Annotated in this window: 15 protein-coding genes and 2 tRNA genes; 3 read left to right on the forward strand and 14 right to left on the reverse strand. The window is 71.6% G+C overall.

Going from position 1 to position 16,712, the window contains the following annotated elements; genetic code table 11:
• Positions 1-28 precede the first annotated feature (28 nt).
• The 3 genes from ABD990_RS00190 to ABD990_RS00200 form a co-directional block, all read right to left on the reverse strand.
• Positions 29-670, reverse strand: coding sequence for a TetR/AcrR family transcriptional regulator (locus ABD990_RS00190; RefSeq protein WP_345377545.1), 642 nt, complete (start codon positions 668-670; stop codon positions 29-31).
• Positions 671-1,804: 1,134 nt separating this feature from the next.
• Positions 1,805-2,053: a hypothetical protein gene (locus ABD990_RS00195; protein ID WP_345377546.1), complete on the reverse strand. Its 249-nt coding sequence runs from the start codon at positions 2,051-2,053 to the stop codon at positions 1,805-1,807.
• 45 nt (positions 2,054-2,098) lie between these two features.
• Positions 2,099-3,424: an MFS transporter gene (locus tag ABD990_RS00200; RefSeq protein WP_345377547.1), complete on the reverse strand. Its 1,326-nt coding sequence runs from the start codon at positions 3,422-3,424 to the stop codon at positions 2,099-2,101.
• Between the two features lie 105 nt (positions 3,425-3,529).
• Here ABD990_RS00200 and ABD990_RS00205 point away from each other — a divergent pair, with 105 nt between their 5' ends.
• Positions 3,530-4,459 (forward strand): LysR family transcriptional regulator, encoded by a 930-nt coding sequence (locus ABD990_RS00205; RefSeq protein ID WP_345377548.1) that lies wholly within the window; start codon positions 3,530-3,532, stop codon positions 4,457-4,459.
• Here ABD990_RS00205 and ABD990_RS00210 read toward each other — a convergent pair.
• From ABD990_RS00210 to ABD990_RS00250, 9 genes are read right to left on the reverse strand one after another with little or no spacing between them, the layout of a single operon-like run.
• The gene (locus ABD990_RS00210; protein WP_345377549.1) at positions 4,443-4,640 is read right to left on the reverse strand and encodes a ferredoxin; all 198 of its coding nucleotides are present in this window, start codon (positions 4,638-4,640) and stop codon (positions 4,443-4,445) included. The genes ABD990_RS00205 and ABD990_RS00210 overlap by 17 nt on opposite strands.
• The gene (locus tag ABD990_RS00215; RefSeq protein WP_345377550.1) at positions 4,637-5,821 is read right to left on the reverse strand and encodes a cytochrome P450; all 1,185 of its coding nucleotides are present in this window, start codon (positions 5,819-5,821) and stop codon (positions 4,637-4,639) included. The genes ABD990_RS00210 and ABD990_RS00215 overlap by 4 nt, the downstream gene beginning before the upstream one ends.
• Positions 5,818-6,936 carry a cupin domain-containing protein gene (locus ABD990_RS00220; RefSeq protein WP_345377551.1) on the reverse strand — a complete coding sequence of 373 codons (1,119 nt, stop codon included), beginning with the start codon at positions 6,934-6,936 and terminating at the stop codon, positions 5,818-5,820. Before ABD990_RS00220 ends, ABD990_RS00215 begins: the two co-directional genes overlap by 4 nt.
• Positions 6,933-8,252: an MFS transporter gene (locus tag ABD990_RS00225; RefSeq protein WP_345377552.1), complete on the reverse strand. Its 1,320-nt coding sequence runs from the start codon at positions 8,250-8,252 to the stop codon at positions 6,933-6,935. Before ABD990_RS00225 ends, ABD990_RS00220 begins: the two co-directional genes overlap by 4 nt.
• Entirely contained in the window at positions 8,249-9,466 is a 1,218-nt protein-coding gene (locus ABD990_RS00230) for a cytochrome P450 (protein ID WP_345377553.1), read from the reverse strand. Before ABD990_RS00230 ends, ABD990_RS00225 begins: the two co-directional genes overlap by 4 nt.
• 21 nt (positions 9,467-9,487) lie before the next feature.
• On the reverse strand, positions 9,488-10,408 hold the full coding sequence (gene dapA, locus ABD990_RS00235; RefSeq protein WP_345377554.1) for a 4-hydroxy-tetrahydrodipicolinate synthase: 921 nt from the start codon (positions 10,406-10,408) through the stop codon (positions 9,488-9,490).
• Positions 10,405-11,325 (reverse strand): ornithine cyclodeaminase family protein, encoded by a 921-nt coding sequence (locus ABD990_RS00240; RefSeq protein ID WP_345377555.1) that lies wholly within the window; start codon positions 11,323-11,325, stop codon positions 10,405-10,407. The genes dapA and ABD990_RS00240 overlap by 4 nt, the downstream gene beginning before the upstream one ends.
• Complete coding sequence (locus ABD990_RS00245; protein WP_345377556.1) at positions 11,322-12,170, reverse strand: fumarylacetoacetate hydrolase family protein; 849 nt, start codon at positions 12,168-12,170, stop codon at positions 11,322-11,324. The genes ABD990_RS00240 and ABD990_RS00245 overlap by 4 nt, the downstream gene beginning before the upstream one ends.
• Positions 12,167-13,279, reverse strand: coding sequence for an LLM class flavin-dependent oxidoreductase (locus ABD990_RS00250; protein ID WP_345377557.1), 1,113 nt, complete (start codon positions 13,277-13,279; stop codon positions 12,167-12,169). The genes ABD990_RS00245 and ABD990_RS00250 overlap by 4 nt, the downstream gene beginning before the upstream one ends.
• 223 nt (positions 13,280-13,502) lie before the next feature.
• Here ABD990_RS00250 and ABD990_RS00255 point away from each other — a divergent pair, with 223 nt between their 5' ends.
• Positions 13,503-13,817, forward strand: a complete 315-nt coding sequence (locus tag ABD990_RS00255) for a hypothetical protein (protein ID WP_345377996.1) — start codon at positions 13,503-13,505, stop codon at positions 13,815-13,817.
• Positions 13,818-14,014: 197 nt separating this feature from the next.
• Here the strand turns inward: ABD990_RS00255 and ABD990_RS00260 are convergent.
• A tRNA-Gly gene (locus tag ABD990_RS00260) sits at positions 14,015-14,088 on the reverse strand.
• Positions 14,089-14,182: 94 nt separating this feature from the next.
• Between ABD990_RS00260 and ABD990_RS00265 the strand changes: the two genes are divergently transcribed.
• Positions 14,183-14,259 (forward strand) — tRNA-Pro (locus tag ABD990_RS00265).
• Between the two features lie 29 nt (positions 14,260-14,288).
• Here ABD990_RS00265 and katG read toward each other — a convergent pair.
• Complete coding sequence (gene katG / locus ABD990_RS00270; RefSeq protein WP_345377997.1) at positions 14,289-16,481, reverse strand: catalase/peroxidase HPI; 2,193 nt, start codon at positions 16,479-16,481, stop codon at positions 14,289-14,291.
• Positions 16,482-16,712 lie beyond the last annotated feature (231 nt).

The following is a 16,712-nucleotide window of genomic DNA, read 5'->3' on the forward strand; positions in this document are numbered from 1 at the left end:
CTGTCGAGTCAAGCATCACATTGCCGTCCTAGATCGCTTTCGGCGATTCGAGGCGGAGGGAGTCGAGCCAGAGTTCGGTGACGACGTCGAGGAGCGCCGCGCGGTCGATCTCGAAGACCTTCTGCACGATTGCACGGAAGCAGAGCTGGTCGAGCTGGATCATCAGCAGCTGGACCCGGAGCCGCCGCGCCTCGCGCTCGCTCTCGGGGAACTGGTCGAGGTAGGCATGGAGCTCCCCGGCAAGCTGGTCGAGCTGGTCCTTCCACCGGGCCGCGACGTCGAGATCGCTCGCCATGGCCTCGTGGATCGCGGGCAGGAACGGGGCCTGCTCCTCCCACCAGCTGAGCGCCTGGTCGAGCCAACGACGAAGCGCTGCCGCCGTGCCCTCCACCAAGGCCTGGTCGAGCAGCGCCCAGTACCGACTGCTCTGCTCTTCCCGGACGACCGCGTAGACCTCGTTGAAGACCTCGGCCTTGTTCGTGAAGTGGAGGTAGAAGGTCGCCCGATTGACCTTGGCGGCCTTGGTGATGTCTCCGACGGACGCCTGGCCGTAGCCCTTCTCCTCGAAGACCCGCCTGGCCGCTGCCACGATCCTGCGGCGGGTCATCAACCGCTGCTCCTCCCGGACCGACAGCATGCCGGCCGGATCGTCAGACGGGGAGGAAGCCACGGTCGCGATGATAGAGGCCCCCTCCGCCCGCTGAGACACCGTCGCTGCCCGGCCCCCGACCTCTCTCGGCGACTGACCGAGCATCCCCTGGGCCGGGCACGACAGCCACAATCAGGCTCCGCAGCTCGCCCACGGCCGAGCTCACGTCACGGTTGAGCGGTCCAGGCGCCCGTCAACCTCGATCACCAGAGCATCGCCACTCTGCATGCAGCAGCGCTTCAGGAACGGACGATCGCTCGGATCACCGGAGCGCGCACGAGATCGCCGTCGTCGGGGAAGCCGTTTCGGTGAAGTCGTTTCGGTGAAGCAGGCGGGTGCAGCTCGCGGCTGCTCGTCAACCGACAGCGGCCCCCGACGAGATTGTCTCGGGAGCAGCGCTACATCGACATCATGCAGCAGTACGGCGTCGCGCTCACGCCGAACGAGCTGACCACCATCGGCCTGCGAATCTGCGACGCCTTCGACCAGTGACTCTCCTTCGGCGGGGTCACTCGCCGCGTTCAGCAGGGCGAGCCGCAGCTCGACAACACCCACGCCCAATACCTAGTGGCAGGCGCGGTTGCCGCCTACTGCTCGGAACACACGTCGAAGATCACCGGCTGACATCGGCGGGTCGCGCTGTCCTTCGGGCGATACCCAGCTGGCCGGGCCGCTCGACAACCCCACTTGGACCACCCTGCTCGACGTCCCCCAACGCAGGACCACCCGACCCCGCTGCTGTCCAAGATCATCGCCATCGCCCGTAAGTCAGGGTGCGGCGTTCGGCCGCGAGCTCGCGGCCGCGGAGACGATCAGCATCGCCGACCACCTGTACAGCGCCGTTGGCGTCGTCCCGTGCAGTTCGTGCGCTCCCTCGACGCCCGAGGGCGACGGCAACGCGGTCCACGGTCGGCGTGCGGGTGGGCGTCGACCTCAACCAGCTGCAGCCAGGACGGCTGCTCCTCGGCCAGCACCGTCGACGCCCTCGAGGCCACCCGCCCGATCGCCGTCGCGCCGGCTCAGCGCGGTGCCGCCGTCGTCGGCCGGTCGGCAGCGGCAAGTCCACTCCGCAACGCGGCCCGATGAGCTGAACACCCCGGCGACCCCGCCGCCCTGCAGGGGGTCGTCCTGCGGACGGGACCGCTGCCCGTCGGACTACGGCGGGGCGGCGTTGCCGGCGAGGTCGGCCGCCGCTCGGCATGGTCGGCGTACCAGCCCGCTGCGCGCCGACTTCTCGATCTCTGCAGCTGCCTCCGCGAGCGGCTTACCCATCTGGCCGGTGACGAGCGCGTCGAGCTCGGTGCAGTCCACCGATCTCCCGCGCGAGCGCCCGCAGGAGATCGGCGCGCCGCGGTGGCCGGGTGATTCCCAGGCTCGGGCCGCCGCGCTGATCGCGGCCTCCACCGCGGCGTCGTCCTGCGCGGGGGCCGACGGTCTCGATGAGGATGGTCATGTCTCCACCCGGTCGGGGGTGCGGACCTCTCCGGTGGTGCTGGCGGCGGCGGACCCGACCCGCCGGGCCAGCACGAGGCCGCAGGCCAGGGTGACCGCCAGGATCGCCACGACGTAGACCGAGACGGAGATGGACGTCCCGGTCGCGCCGAGAAGCAGGGTGGCCACCGTCGGGCTGATCGCGCTGCCCAGGACGGTGGCGAGCTGGTAGCCGAGACCCATGCCGGAGAACCGAACCGAGGTGTCGAAGGCGTCGGAGAACAGCGCGGGCAGCACTCCGACTCCTGCGGCGAAGAAGACCCCCCAACCGAGGACGTAGGCGAGCACGACCAGCCCGGTCCGTCCACTCGAGACGGCGCCGAACATCAGCGAGACGGCTGTGGCGGTCCCCGCGGCGCCGATGCCGAGCAGGAGGGTGCGCCCGATCCGGTCGGACAGCCAGCCGGACAGCGGCGTCGTGACGAGCTGGACCGCGGTGGCGACGGTGATAGCGGTCAGCACGGTGCCCGCCGGAACCCCACCCGCGGTGCGGGCGTAGCCGACCATGTAGGTGATGGCAAGGATGCTGGCTGCGCTGAAGCCGGTGAAGGTGCCGGCGACGAGCAGGACCTCGCAGCGGTGATGGCGCAGCAGTGAGACGAACGGCGACCGGACGATCGCGTTGTCCCGCCGGGCCGCTTGGAACGACGGCGTCTCGGTGACCTTCAGCCGGATGACCAGGCCGACAGCGACCAGCACGACCGACGCCAGGAACGGCACGCGCCAGCCCCAGGTGAGCAGCTGCCCCTCCGGCAGTCCGCCGACCAGGGCGAAGGCGGCACTGCCGAGCAGGACACCCACGGACTGACCGGTGTGCGGCAGGCTGGCGAACAACCCGCGGCGGCCCTCGGGGGCGAACTCGAAGGCCATGATGATCGCCCCGCCGTACTCCCCGCCGAAGGCGAAGCCCTGGACCAGCCGGAGGACGAGCAGCAGGATCGGCGCGGCGACGCCGATCTGCGCGTAGCCGGGCAGCAGCCCGATCGCCAGGGTCGCACCGCCCATGAGCAGGACGGTCAGGACGAGCATCCACTTGCGCCCGACGGTGTCGCCGAAATGCCCGATCACGATTCCACCCAGGGGCCGCGCGAGATAGCCGGCGCCGAACGTGAGAAAGGCGGACAGGGCCCCGAGCACCGGCGTCATCTCGGGGAAGAACACGTGCGGGAAGACGAGCGCGGCGGCAGTTCCGTAGATGAAGAAGTCGTAGTACTCGACGGAGGTGCCCGCCGTGCTGGCGCCGACGACCTGCCAGGCGGATCGGGTGGTGGGAGCTGAGCGCATGGTGGAACTCCTTCGTCCAGGGCGGCTCGTGGTGGGGCGGGCGGTACGCACGCTCAGCCCATAAGGTTGTGGCGAGTGCTGCGATGGGCGCATAGAGTCGGCCCTATGGATGAGTCGATCACGATGCGTCGCTTGTCCGTGTTCTGCCTGGTCGTGGACGCGGGCGGGGTGACGCGGGCAGCGGAGCAGTTGCTGGTGGCGCAGCCGAGCGTGTCCGGTCAACTGCGGTCGTTGGAGCGCTCGTTGGGCGCCACTCTGTTCGTCCGGTCCGGTAGCGGCCTCGTGCTGACCGAGGCGGGCGAGCGGGTGTACCAATGGGCCAAGGAAGTGCTGGCGAGCAGCGTCCAGGTCCAGCGGGACGTCGACGACCTGGTCGCCGGGACCGCCGGATCGCTCGTCGCGGCCGCGAGCATGGCCATCGGTACGTACCTGCTACCCCCGGTCATGACCGCGTTGCGGGCCGAGCGGACCGGTGCCGACATCACGGTGCAGATCAGCGAACCGGAGATCGCCCTCCGCGCGACCCAGCGGGGCACCGTCGACCTCGCCGTGACCAGCTGGATCGAGGGCGAGATGCCTGACGCGCTGGTCGGCGAGAAGCTCTGGGAGGAGCCGATCGTGGTGTGCGCCAGCCCGAACGGCCCGCCCCACTCGGACTCGGTGACCCTCGCCGAGCTGGCGGGACTCCCGCTCGTCGGGGTCCCGACCGGCGTCTCCTACCACCGGATGCTGGTGGAGCAGCTCCGCGCGCACGGCGTCCCCGAGCTCCCGGCCGTGATCCGGCTGGGCCACGCCGAGGCCATCAAGGAGGCGGTGGCGGCGAACGGCTGGGTCAGCCTGTCGGTCGGGTACACGATGCACGCGGACCTGGCGTCCGGACGGCTGCGAGCCGTCCGGATCCGGGACGCACACCTGGTCGAGGGCATCGGGCTCTACCACCGCGAGGCGAAGTACTTCTCGCCCCTGCAGTCGGCGGCGATCGAGGCGCTGCGCGAGCTCGGGCGCTCACGATGCGCCGTTACCCCCGGACCGTGATGGCCCGGGCCGGGCAGTCCGCCGCGGCCTCCCGCACGGCGAGGCGGTCGGCCTCGCGCAGACGGCCGGGCCGCAGGAAGGCGATGCCGGTGTCAGTGTGGAGGTCGAACACCTCCGGCGCCGCCACCAGGCAGTTGCCGTAGCCACAGCAGGCGGTCTCGTCGATCTCGACGTCGGTCATGTCTCCTCCTCGAAGCGCAGCGGCAGGTGGGTGAGGCCGAGATGGTTGCCGCCCTGGAGGCTGCTCCAGGCCGGCGGCCCGGCCGCGCGCAACGGCGGCCGCGCCGCCAACTCCTCGAGCAGCAAGACGAACTCAGTGCGCGCCAGCGGCGCACCGATGCACTGGTGGATGCCCCAGCCGAAGGCGAGGTGCCCGCGGGCGTCGCGGTCGGGGTCGAACCGGTCCGGGTCCGGGAAACGCTCCGGATCGCGGTTGGCCGCAGCGAGGGACAGCAGCACCGCATCGCCCTCCGCCACTGCGGTCCCGCCGACCTGCGCGGGGCAGGTGGCCCGCCGGGCGAAGTTCTGCGCGGGGCTGCGGAGGCGCAGCATCTCCTCCACGAACGCCCGGGCGCGCGTGGGATCGGCCCGCAGCGCCGCCTGGGCCTCGGGATGTTCCATCAGCAGCCACGCCAGGGTGGCGGCCGCGTTCATCGTCGTCTCGTGACCCGCGACGGCGAAGGTCGCCAGGATCCCGACCTGCTCGTCCTCCCGGATCGGACGACCCTCGATCTCCGCATGCAGCAGCGAGCCGACGAAGTCGTCCCGAGGTCGGGCACGATGGTCGGCGAGCTCGGCACGCATCAGCTCCCACAGCCGCCGGTGGGACTCCGCGGGATCGACGTCGACGTACCGGCTCCACAGCTCCTCGGTCAGTGCGCGGAACTGCGCCACCGTCTCCCCGGAGAACCCGACCAGCTCGGTCAGCACCTGCAGCGGCAGCGGCAGGGCGACTGCGGAGACGAAGTCCCCTCCTCCCGCCGCGGCGAAATCGTCGACGAGACGGGTCACGACCTCGGCGAGGAAGGGGCGCAGCGCCCGGACCCGTGCAGGGGAGAGGGCCTCGGCCATCAGCGCCCGGTAGGCGGTGTGCAGGGGCGGGTCGAAGTCGATCGGTATCGCCCGCCTGCTCCCGTCGGTGGGGATGCGGTGCCCGGACGCCGAGGAGAACGTGGCCGGATCGCGCAGTGCCGTCCGGACCTCGTCGTATCTCGTGACCAGCCAGAACCCGTCGCGGTCCAGTGCGCGCACCGTGCCGCCGAGGTTCCGTGCGGCGCGATAGCGGTCCCAGACGGCCGGCTCGGTCAGCTCCGGGTCGTAGGGATCGAAGCCGAACCCGGTGGAGTCGGCGACGGTGCTCACGTTCCGGCCTCGCGTGGCCCGACGAACCCGGTCTGCCCCTCCTCCGAGCCCAGCGCCAGCACCGGCCCGTCCAGCTGCTCCTGCCACACCAGCGACTCCATGCCGATGTGCAACGGGTGGTCCTGGACGGTGTAGACGCCGAGCCCTTCGGGGCCCTGGTAGTGGGCGTGCTCGAGCCAGCCCGGCGCCGAGAGCAGCAGGTCGCCTGCCTCCCACTCGATCGTCCGGCCGTCGACGACGCTCTCCCCACGACCCGCGAAGTGGTAGTTGATCGCCACGGAGGAGTGCCGGTGGCCGCGCCCTCGACGGCGCGGAGGCGAACCCGGGGGCATGAAGGATGCGGTGACGAAGAAGCTGTGGGTCGCACCCTGGCGCCGCTGGGTCGCCGGGTTGTAGAGCGCCATGATCGTGCGCTTGCCGTCCCCCGGCTGCCGGGAGAGGTGCTGCCCGACCTCGGCCCACGGCCAGTGCAGCGCCCGGGACTCGACGACCTCGATGTCCACGAGGAACTCGTAGCCGCGCAGCCGCGCGCCCTCGTCGCCGATGGCGATGTCCGGCGCGGTGCCCCGGGTGTAGGTGGCCGGTGCGTCGGAGGTCCTCGGCTTGGGCTCCCACGACTCGGGCAGGTCCTCGGCGTAGTGCACGCCGAGCTTCTCCAGCAGCGGGGCATTGGAGTAGCTCAGCCGGGCCCACACGTCGTCGCCGTCGTTGCGGAACCGAAAGCCCTGCATGGACGGGATGTTGGCGACGTCGAGATGCGCGAGCGCGATCTCGTCGTCCTGCACGGTGATCCGCCCGCTGCCGCGGATGCCGATCTCGACCCGGTGCGCGTTCTCCCGCAGGGGCGCGGTCTCCTCGCCCGGCTTGAGGACCTCGATCGTCACGGACACCCCGGGCGAGAGGCCCAGCCCGGGAGCGGTGGCCGCGGGATGCACGATCCGGCTCGCCCGCCGGCCGTTGGCAGGGCGGGGCGCCGCGGCGAGCCTGTCGATCTCCGACTCGATCAGCGCGCGCGGGATCTTGATCGGGTCCCAGGGCTGCGGCGTAGCGGCGGGCCGGTCGCTCACGTCGACCAGGCGCGCGGCGGTGTCGGGACGGTCGTCGGTGAGGCTCATGAGGAGTTCCCTTCGAGTTGACGGGTGGCCGTCGCCGGGGCGACGGCCGGATGGGGACTGCGCAGCGTGACCACGCACAGCAGGGTCAGCAGCCCGAGGAACACGAGATAGGCCGACACCGCCGTGGCGGCTCCGGTGGCCCCGTACAGGACGGTGGCGACGATCGGGGACAACGCGCCCCCGAGGACGCCGCCGATCGCGTAGGCGACCGACGATCCGCTGTACCGGACCGCGACGGGATAGGCCTCGGTCAGGAAGGCGCCGTAGGGCCCGGTGGCCACCCCGATCCCGATACCGGCGACCGCGCACGCCAGCGTCGACGCCGCGACCGATCCGGTGCCGAGCAGCCAGAAGTACGGGAACGCCCAAACCGTCAGCAGGCCGGAGCCGACGATCAGGAGGGTCCGTCTGCCGTACCGCTCGGCCAGCACCGCCGACACGGTGATGGCGGCGGCCCAGGCCAGCGCCGTGCCGATGGAGATCGCCAGCATGGCCGAGGCGGGCACCAGCTGCTCCGCGGCGACGTAGCTCAGCGTGAAGACAAGCACCACGTTGCCCAGCCCGGAGCCGATTAGGTTGAGCCCCGAGGCCGGCAGCAGCACCCGGGGAGCCCGCAGGACCTCGGCCAGCGGCGCATGGCGGACCTGCTGCGCCGCGCTCACCCGGCGGAACTCCGGGCTCTCGTCCAGCTTCAGCCGCAGGACCAGGCCGAACGCGACCAGCACGGCCGAGGCGAGGAACGGGATCCGCCATCCCCAGGCGGCGAAGCCAGCCTCGGACAGCGCGAGTCGGGTCAGGAGGAACACCAGGCTCGCGAGCACGACCCCGAGCGGCAGACCGAGCTGCGGGAAGGAGCTGTAGACGACGCGGCGGTGCGGTGGGGCGTGTTCGAGGGCGAGCAGCGTGGCGCCGCCCCACTCCCCGCCGACCCCGAGACCCTGGGCGAAGCGGAGGACGACGAGCAGGATAGGTGCGGCGATACCGATCGACGCGTAGGTCGGAAGGATGCCGATCAACGCCGTGCCCACGCCCATGATCAGCAGCGACAGGACGAGCATGCTGCGTCGCCCGATCCGGTCCCCGAAGTGCCCCATCACCGCTCCCCCGAGCGGCCGGGCGACGAACCCGACGGCGTAGGTGGACAGCGCGGCAATGGCCCCGGTGACCGGCGAGGCACCGGGAAAGAACTGCGGCGCGAACACCAGTGCGGCCGCGGTGCCGTAGATGAAGAAGTCGTACCACTCGATGGTGGTTCCGACGAGGCCGGCGAGCGCGACCCGGTGGGCGCTCGGAGAGGTCCGTGTGCCCGCGGTCATCGCGCGCCGAACCGGACGGGCAGCGACGCCAAGGACGGGAAGATGAGGGAGGGGTGGCGCTCGGCCTTTGCCTCGAGGTCGATCGCACCCGCCCGGTCGGCCAGACCGGCGAGCGTCTCGGCGAGTTGGATCCGGGCGAGCGGCGCGCCGAGGCAGTGGTGCAGACCCGTTCCGAAGGCGAGATGGCGAGAGGCGTTCGGCCTGTCCGGGTCCATCCGGTCCGGATCCGGGAAAGCCCGTTCGTCGGTGTTGGCTGCGCCGATCACAACCAGGACCTGCTCGCCGGCGGGGAGCAGGCTGCCGTCGGAGGTCACGACGTCCTCCGCGGGGATGCGGTTCGCCACCTGCACCGGTGCCCGCAGCCGGAGCAGCTCCTCCCGAATGCCGACGCGGGTCGTGGGGTCGCGCCGAGCGGCCTCGAGGAGCTCCGGCCGTGCGGCCAGGTACTCCACCAAGTTGCTGAGGGAGGTGCGCGTCGTCTCGAAGCCCGCGTCGAGCACGGTGTGCATCAGCGAGAGCACCTCGTCACGGCTCAGCCGGCCCTCGGACTCGGCGGTGAGCAGCCGCTCGACCAGCGGAGTGGGCCGGGTGGTGCGGCCGAGGAACCCGTCGAAGTAGTCGAAGTAGAACTGGGAGACCTCGTCGAGCCGGGCCTGCTGGGCGGGCTCCAACGGGAACGGCGAGAAGATCATCAGGAACTCGACCTGGGTGTCCAGCATGAGCGCCCAGTCCTCGTCCGGCATGCCGATGAGCAGCCGCAGCACCCCGCGGGGGATGCGCGCGGCGAACTCCGCGACGGCGTCGAACGGCCGCCCGTCGACCAGGACCCGGTCCAGCTCGGCGGCCACCTCGGCGGCCGCGGCCGTTCGCAGCTCCTCGGAGCGGCGTGCGGTGAACAGCGGCGCGACGATCCCGCGGAGCCGTCGGTGTACCTCGCCGTCCGTCTGCACCATGTTGGCGCGCAGCCGGCGGGCCGCGGGCCCGGCCGGGAACCAGGCGGGGAGGTCCGTGCCGGGCGCCTGCAGCCGCGCGGCGGGATCGCGCAGCACGGTCTCGGCATCGGCGTGGCGCGAGACGATGCGGATGGGGCCGGCCTGCAGGACCGGGAAGTCGTCTCGGAGTGTGCGGTAGACCTCGGTCCGGTCCCCGGCCAGCCAGTCGGGATCGGCGAACGCGGTGAGCGGGTCGGGGGCGGTGGTGGGGGCGGTCGTCATCGTCAGCTCCCTGGGAACCGGTCAGCAGGTGTCGAGCAGGTGTGCGCCCTGGTCGAGCAGGACGCGGACCCGGGGTTCGCCCGCGGGCGAGAGCGGCAGCAGCGGCGGTCGGACGTGGGCGGAGGCGATCCGCCCGTGTCGCTGGAGGACCCACTTGGCCGGGGCCGGGTTGGTCTCCACGAACAGCAGGTCGACGAGCGGATGCAGGCCGTAGTGCAGCTCGCGGGCCCTCTCCTGGTCGCCTGCTTCCCAGGCCTGGTACATCTGCGCGACCGCGATCGGGGCGAGGTTGGCGACGGCACTGATGAATCCCGCCCCGCCCAGGGCGAGCAGCGGCAGCCCGAGCAGCTCGATCCCGGACCAGACGAGCAGCTCTCTGCCGCACAGGTGCAGCACGCGGGAGAAGTGCTCGAAGTCCTTCGTCGTCTCCTTGACCCCGACCAGGTTCTCGTGCTCGCCGAACAGCCGGGCGACCGTCTCCGGCGCGATGTCCACTGCGGTCCGGGAGGGCACGTTGTAGATCACGATTGGCAGGTCCGGGAACTCGCGGGCGATCGTCGCGTACCACGTGACCAGCGCGTCCTGGGTCGGTCGGGCGTAGTACGGGGTGATCACGAGCGCGGCGTCCGCACCCGCGTCCCGGGCCGCCGCGGTGATCTCCAGCGTCTCGTCCAGCTTCGCCGAACCGGTACCGGGCAGGAACGGGACGGCGTCGTCCACCTCCTCGGCCACCGCGCGGATCGCGGCGATCCGCTCCGCGACGGTCTGGGCGCCCGGCTCGCCGGTCGAGCCCCCGATCGAGACGCCGTGCGAGCCGGACTCCAGCTGCCAGCGCACGAGACGGCGCAAGGAGTCGAGGTCGAGGTCCCCGTCCTCGGTGAACGGCGTGATCAACGGGGCGATCGAGCCCCGGATCCGTGCCGGGTCGCTGCGGAACTTCACCGGACACCGCCCACGAGCACTCGCGCCACCGCCAGATCGGACAGACCCATCCCCATCCCCTTGAACACGGTGCAGCGCGGCCGCTCCGGTCGCGTGACCTTGCCGACGACGACGTCGCCGAGCGTGTGCACGGCCGCCCAGTCCTCGCCGTAGAACTCCCGGAGCTCACGCGAGCCGCGCCGGGCGTTGGGCTCGCTGTCGACGACGGTCAGCGCCGACGCTGCGAGCACGTCCGGCTCGAACTCCGCGTTGCCGGGCAGGATCGCGCCGACCGCGTTGAGGTGCGCTCCGGGAGCCAGGTGGCCGGCGCGGAGGAAGGGTTCGGTCGCGCGGGTGATCAGTGTGACGATCGGGCAGTCGGTGGTTGCCGCGGCCACGTCCGGCGCCACGACGGCATCGAGCCCCAGCTGCGCTCGCACCTGGTCGGCCAGCGCCTCTGCCTTCTCCTGCGTGCGGTTCCACACCCGGACCCGGCGCAGCTCCCGAACGGTGGACACGCTCTCCACCTGCCGGAACGCCTGGCGTCCCGCGCCGAGCACGGCGAGCTCGTCGGCGGCGGGATCGGCGAGGAAGCGGGTGGCGATCCCCGAGATCGCCGCGGTGCGCATCGCACCCGCCGCGCCCGCTTCGGCCACACCGAGGGTGTGGCCGTCCGTGGCCGAGAAGAGCGTCATCAGCGCGCTCGCTCCGGCCGGGGTGTTCACCCAGGTCTTGAACAGCGCCAGATCGGACTCCAGATCCACTGCGCCGAGGGCGTGGGCGCTGCCCGCCGTCGGTTCGGCGGGCCAGGTCGCCATCGTCTTGTCGATGTTCCAGGCGCCGCCGTGGGACTCGTGGCCGAGCACCTCGGTCAGCGAGTCGATGACCGCCCGCACCCCGATGCCCGCCCGGACGTCCTGTTCGGACCAGACCCTCATCGTGCTGCTCCCACCTCGGCTGCGACCGGCTCGTCGACGACCCCGTGGCGCAGCACGCCCACCCCGTCGACCTCGACCTCCAGCTGGTCACCTGGTCGCAGGAACCGGGGTGGCCGTCGGCGCAGGCCGATGCCCTTCGGCGTCCCGGTCGCGATGACGTCGCCCGCGCGGAGCGGGGTGAAGGTGCTGACGTAGGCCACCAGCCGTGGGACGCCGAAGACCAGGTTCGCGGTGGTGTCGTCCTGGGCCTGCTCGCCGTTGAGCCGGGTGGTCACCCGCCACGGCCCTCGGCCGATCTCGTCCAGCGTGGTCAGCCAGGGGCCGAGGGCCCCGCTGCCCGCCCAGTTCTTGCCCGCCGTGGCCTGCACCGAGTGCGCCTGCCAGTCCCGGACGCTGTTCTCGGCCATGCAGGTCACGCCGGCGACGTGCGACCAGGCCTGGTCCTCGGCGATCCGTCGCCCCGGTCGACCGATCACGATGGCGGCCTCGCCCTCCCAGTCCAGGCTCTCCTCACCCGCGGGTCGGACGACCGGGGAGCCCGCGCCCACGACGGAGTCCGGGAACCGGGTGAACAACGTGGGCCGTGCCGGCACGTCGCGGCCGGACTCGCGGGCGTGCGCGGCGTAGTTCATGCCGACGCAGAGGATCTTGGCGTGCTCGCCCATCGGCGGCTCCCAGGTGACCTGATCGACGGGGATCCGCTCGTCCCCGGGCTGTGTGCCCATGGGGCCGTTGAGGAGAGCCTCGAACGACGAGACCCGGCGGTCGAGCCGCGTCACGACCTCGCCCTCGACCACGCCGAACGTGCGGGCGCCGGTGGCCAGGCGGAAACGCGCGAGCCTCACGGCGCGCTCACCGGGGCCCGCAGGCCGGCCTTCTCCAGCCGGGGCAGGACGTCGCGGACGAAGTCGGCGATGCCGGCGTCGTAGTCCACCCAGGTCAGCAAGACGCCGTCGATGCCGGCCGCGCTCAGCATCTCGAGCCGCTCGGCGATCGTCTCCGGGGTGCCGACGAGTGGGAACCCGCCCGCTCCCGCGGCGAAACGCTGTCGCATCATCGCCAGGATCTCCGGTGGCATGAGCTGGGTGTTCGCGCCCTGCAGGCGCATCCAGGCGTCGACGCTCTCGGTGTCCTCGAACTCGACCGAGAACCGTCGCAGGTAGGCCTCGGCCGCGGCTGGGTCCTCCCGCTGGACGACCACGGTGTGGGTCCAGACCTGCACCTCGCGGCCGAAGTCCTCCCGGGCCATGCGCTTGTAGTCCGCGACCTGCCTGCGCACCCCGGCCTCGTCCTCGGACTGCACGATCACGAAGCAGAGGTCGGCGTGCTCGGCCGCGAACCGCATGCCCCGAGGCGACCCGCCCGCGTTCATGATCGGAATACGGGACTGCGCCGGCTTGGGCAGCGACACCCCACCGACGACGTCGAAGAATCGGCCATGGAAATCGAACTCCTCGGTCTCCGACCACAGCCGCCGGATCACCTCGAGCCACTCCTGCAGGTGGTCGTAGCGCTCGTCGTGCTCACGCAGCGGCGCGCCGAACATCTCCAGCTCCGGCTTGTTCCACCCGCCGACGACGTTGAGCGCGAAGCGCCCGCCGGAGATGAGGTCCACCGTGGCCGCCTGCTTGGCGGCGACGATCGGATGCACCGTCGGGGCGTGGGAGGTCGCGAAGACCCCGATCCGCTCCGTCGCCGCGGCGATCCCCGCGGCCCAGGTGAACGGGTCCATCACGGATCCCGACGAATGCTGCGGCCGGTTCTCCGGGTAGCCCTTCCACCTCGCGAAGGGGACGACCGCCTCGAATCCCGCTGCGTCCGCCGCGCGGGCGGTCCGCAAGGAGAAGTCCCAGCTCGTGACATGGGCTTCGGGGGCCAGCGTCTGGGAGGCACCACGCCCGTTCGTGCAGAACAACCCCAGTTTGAGGGCGTTGTCGCCCAGCAGCGGATTCATCGGCGAACCTCCTCGTCCGGCATGGCGACGACACTAGGAAGTCCGAGCGCCATCAGTCCAAGACGAACCTACCGAGGAGGCCATAAGCGTTCGCCTATTCCGACGGATCGAGCTGCATCTGTCGTGTGGCCGTGATCCACACCTCGTCCCTTGCGCACGAGCTGGGGCAGCGAGGCGCCGACACGACCTGGACCGCCGCTTCACCGCCCAGACCGGGACAGGCCTGGCGACGTGGCGCCGCCGCGCCTGCGCCCTTCACGTCCTTCCCGAGCTGGCCGCAGGCCGCCCCGTCGCCCAGGTCGCCGCCGACCTCGGCTACGCCGGCCCGGTCGCCTTCACCACGATGTTGACGCAGCTGCTCGGAGCTCACCGACCACCTTCCGCACCCCGTGATGAGCGGGCGACAGCTTCCGGAGCGCGCGGCATGCTCCCGCCCCGCAGCCGAGCCCAGATTCGAAAGCTTCCGGCAGTTCAGCTGCGGAACCGGTGGGTGATGGCCGCGTCCGTCGAGGTGGTGCATGGGACGACAACCGCATGAGCCTGAGACTCCGCAGCCACGACAAGTCCTACGACAAGGCGCACCCCATGAGCACGCACGCCACGAGCACGCACGCGACGGCCAGGCTCGGTCAAGTGACGAGGACCAAACTCCGGTATAGGTGACGTTGGTGCCACGAAATGGTTCCACGACGATCTTCAGGTGATCCTCGCCGAAGCATCGTCGCAGGTCAGCGGTGGAGCGGGCGACGGGAATCGAACCCGCGTAGCCAGTTTGGAAGACTGGGGCTCTACCATTGAGCTACGCCCGCGTGCCCTCGGATCTCTCCGCGGACGGACGCCAGCGTAGCGGATCGATCGCCCCGGCCCGGGCCACCCCGCCCCTCCCCTTACACTCTGGCGTGACGGGGTGTGGCGCAGCTTGGTAGCGCACTCGCTTTGGGAGCGAGGGGCCGTGGGTTCAAATCCCGCCACCCCGACCAGGTCGGGCCACGGGGGACCGTGCGCCGGGTCAGAACCGGTCGAGGTTCATGACCTTGTCCCAGGCCGCCACGAAGTCGCGCACGAACTTCTCGCCGGCGTCGTCGGCGGCGTAGACCTCGGCGAGCGCGCGCAGCTCCGAGTTCGAGCCGAAGACGAGGTCGACGCGGCTGGCGGTCCACCGGGGCTCGCCGGTGGCGCGGTTGCGGCCCTCGTAGGTCTGCCCGGCGCGCGTCGGCGTCCACTCCGTGTCCATGTCGAGCAGGTTGACGAAGAAGTCGGTGGTCAGCGCCCCCGGCCGCGAGGTGAGCACGCCCAGGGGCGAGCGCCGGACGTTGGCGTCGAGCACCCGCAGGCCGCCCACCAGGACGGTCATCTCCGGCGCGCTCAGGGTCAGCAGGTTCGCGCGGTCGACCAGGAGGTGTTCCGGCGGCACCCGGTTGGCCGGGCAGCTGTAGTTGCGGAACCCGTCCGCGATCGGCTCGAGCGCGGCGAACGACTCGACGTCCGTCTGCTCCTGCGACGCGTCCGTGCGGCCCGGGGTGAAGGGGACCTCGACCGCGTACCCGGCCTCGTGGGCGGCCCGCTCAACGGCCGCGCACCCGCCGAGCACGATCAGGTCGGCCAGGGAGATCCTCGTGTCGTCGGTCCGTGAGCCGTTGAACGACTCCCGGATCGCCTCCAGGGCGCCCAGCACGTCGTCCAGGACGTCGGGCTCGTTGACCTCCCACCGCCGCTGCGGCTCGAGCCGGATCCGCGCCCCGTTCGCCCCGCCGCGCTTGTCGCTGCCACGGAAGGTGGACGCGGAGGCCCAGGCGGTGACGACGAGCCGGGACACCGACAGCCCCGACGCCAGGACCTGCCGCTTGAGCTCGGCGACCTCCTCGGGCCCGACGAGAGCGTGGTCCACCTCCGGGACCGGGTCCTGCCAGATCAGCGGCTCGGCCGGGACCAGCGGTCCGCGGTAGCGCCGGATCGGGCCCATGTCGAGGTGCGTGAGCTTGAACCAGGCCCGGGCGAACGCGTCCGCCAGCACGTCCGGGTTCTCCAGGAAGCGTCGTGAGATCGGCTCGTACTTCGGGTCGAACCGCAGCGCCAGGTCCGTCGTCAGGAACGTCGGGACGTGGGTCCTGGAGGGGTCGTGAGCGTCCGGCACGCTGCCGGCGCCGGCTCCGCCGCTCGGGACCCACTGCCACGCGCCGGCCGGGCTCAGGACCGCGTCCCACTCGAAGTCGTACAGGGTCTCCAGGTAGCTGTTGTCCCACTTCGTGGGGGTCGGCGTCCACGTCCCCTCGAGGCCGCTGGTGATCGCGTCCGCACCCTTGCCGGTGCCGAAGCTGCTCCGCCAGCCCAGGCCCTGCTCCTCCAGGGGAGCGGCCTCGGGTTCCGGACCGAGATGGGTCTGCGGGGCGGCGCCGTGGGTCTTGCCGAACGTGTGGCCGCCCACGATCAGCGCGACGGTCTCCTCGTCGTCGAAGCCCATGCGCCGGAACGTCTCCCGGATGTCACGTCCCGAGAGGACCGGGTCCGGCACGCGGTGCGGGCCCTCCGGGTCGACGTAGATCAGGCCCATCTCGGAGGCGGCCAGCGGGCTCTCCAGCTCGCGGACGCGGGTGTGGCGCTCGTCGCGGAGCCAGGCGCGCTCGGGCCCCCAGTAGACGTCCGCCTCGGGCTCCCACACGTCCGCCCGGCCGCCCCCGAAGCCGAACGTCGTGAAGCCCATCGACTCGAGGGCCACGTTGCCCGCGAAGACGATGAGATCGGCCCAGGAGAGCTTGCGGCCGTACTTCTGTTTGACCGGCCACAGCAGCCGCCGCGCCTTGTCCAGGCTCTTGTTGTCCGGCCAGCTGTTCAGCGGGGCGAAGCGCAGCATCCCGGTCCCGGCACCTCCGCGGCCGTCCTGGATGCGGTACGTGCCGGCGGCGTGCCACGCCATGCGGACCATGAGCGGGCCGTAGTGGCCGTGGTCGGCGGGCCACCAGTCCTGCGAGGTGGTCAGGACCTCCTCGATGTCCCGCCGGACCGCCGCCAGGTCGAGGGTCTCGAACTCGGCGGCGTAGTCGAACTCCTCGCCCATGGGGTTCGCGGCGGGGGCGTTCTTGGCGAGGACCTTGAGGTTCAGCCGGTCCGGCCACCACGAGCGGTTGACCTCGCCCTGGGTCGGGTGCGGGGAGGCGCTCTTCCGGTTCCTCCGCTTGACGGCCGTGTCGTAGGTGGCCGACACCTCGTAGGTCGCTGACACGAGATCCCTCGGACGTGATCACGGGCGCGGCCTCCGGCGCACCGGCAGCCGTCCTCGGCGTGGTCTGACGGCCCAGCATGCGCCCGGCGCACCCCGCGGACAAGGGTCTGCACCGATCCCGGCCCGCCCGACACCGTTCGTCAGCGGGACCCCGCCGTTCGTGCCCGATCCGGGCCCGCGCCGGACACTTGCGGTCCGGTCACGGGCGCGGCG

Source organism: Pseudonocardia yuanmonensis, assembly GCF_039542425.1.
Classification (GTDB): domain Bacteria; phylum Actinomycetota; class Actinomycetes; order Mycobacteriales; family Pseudonocardiaceae; genus Pseudonocardia; species Pseudonocardia yuanmonensis.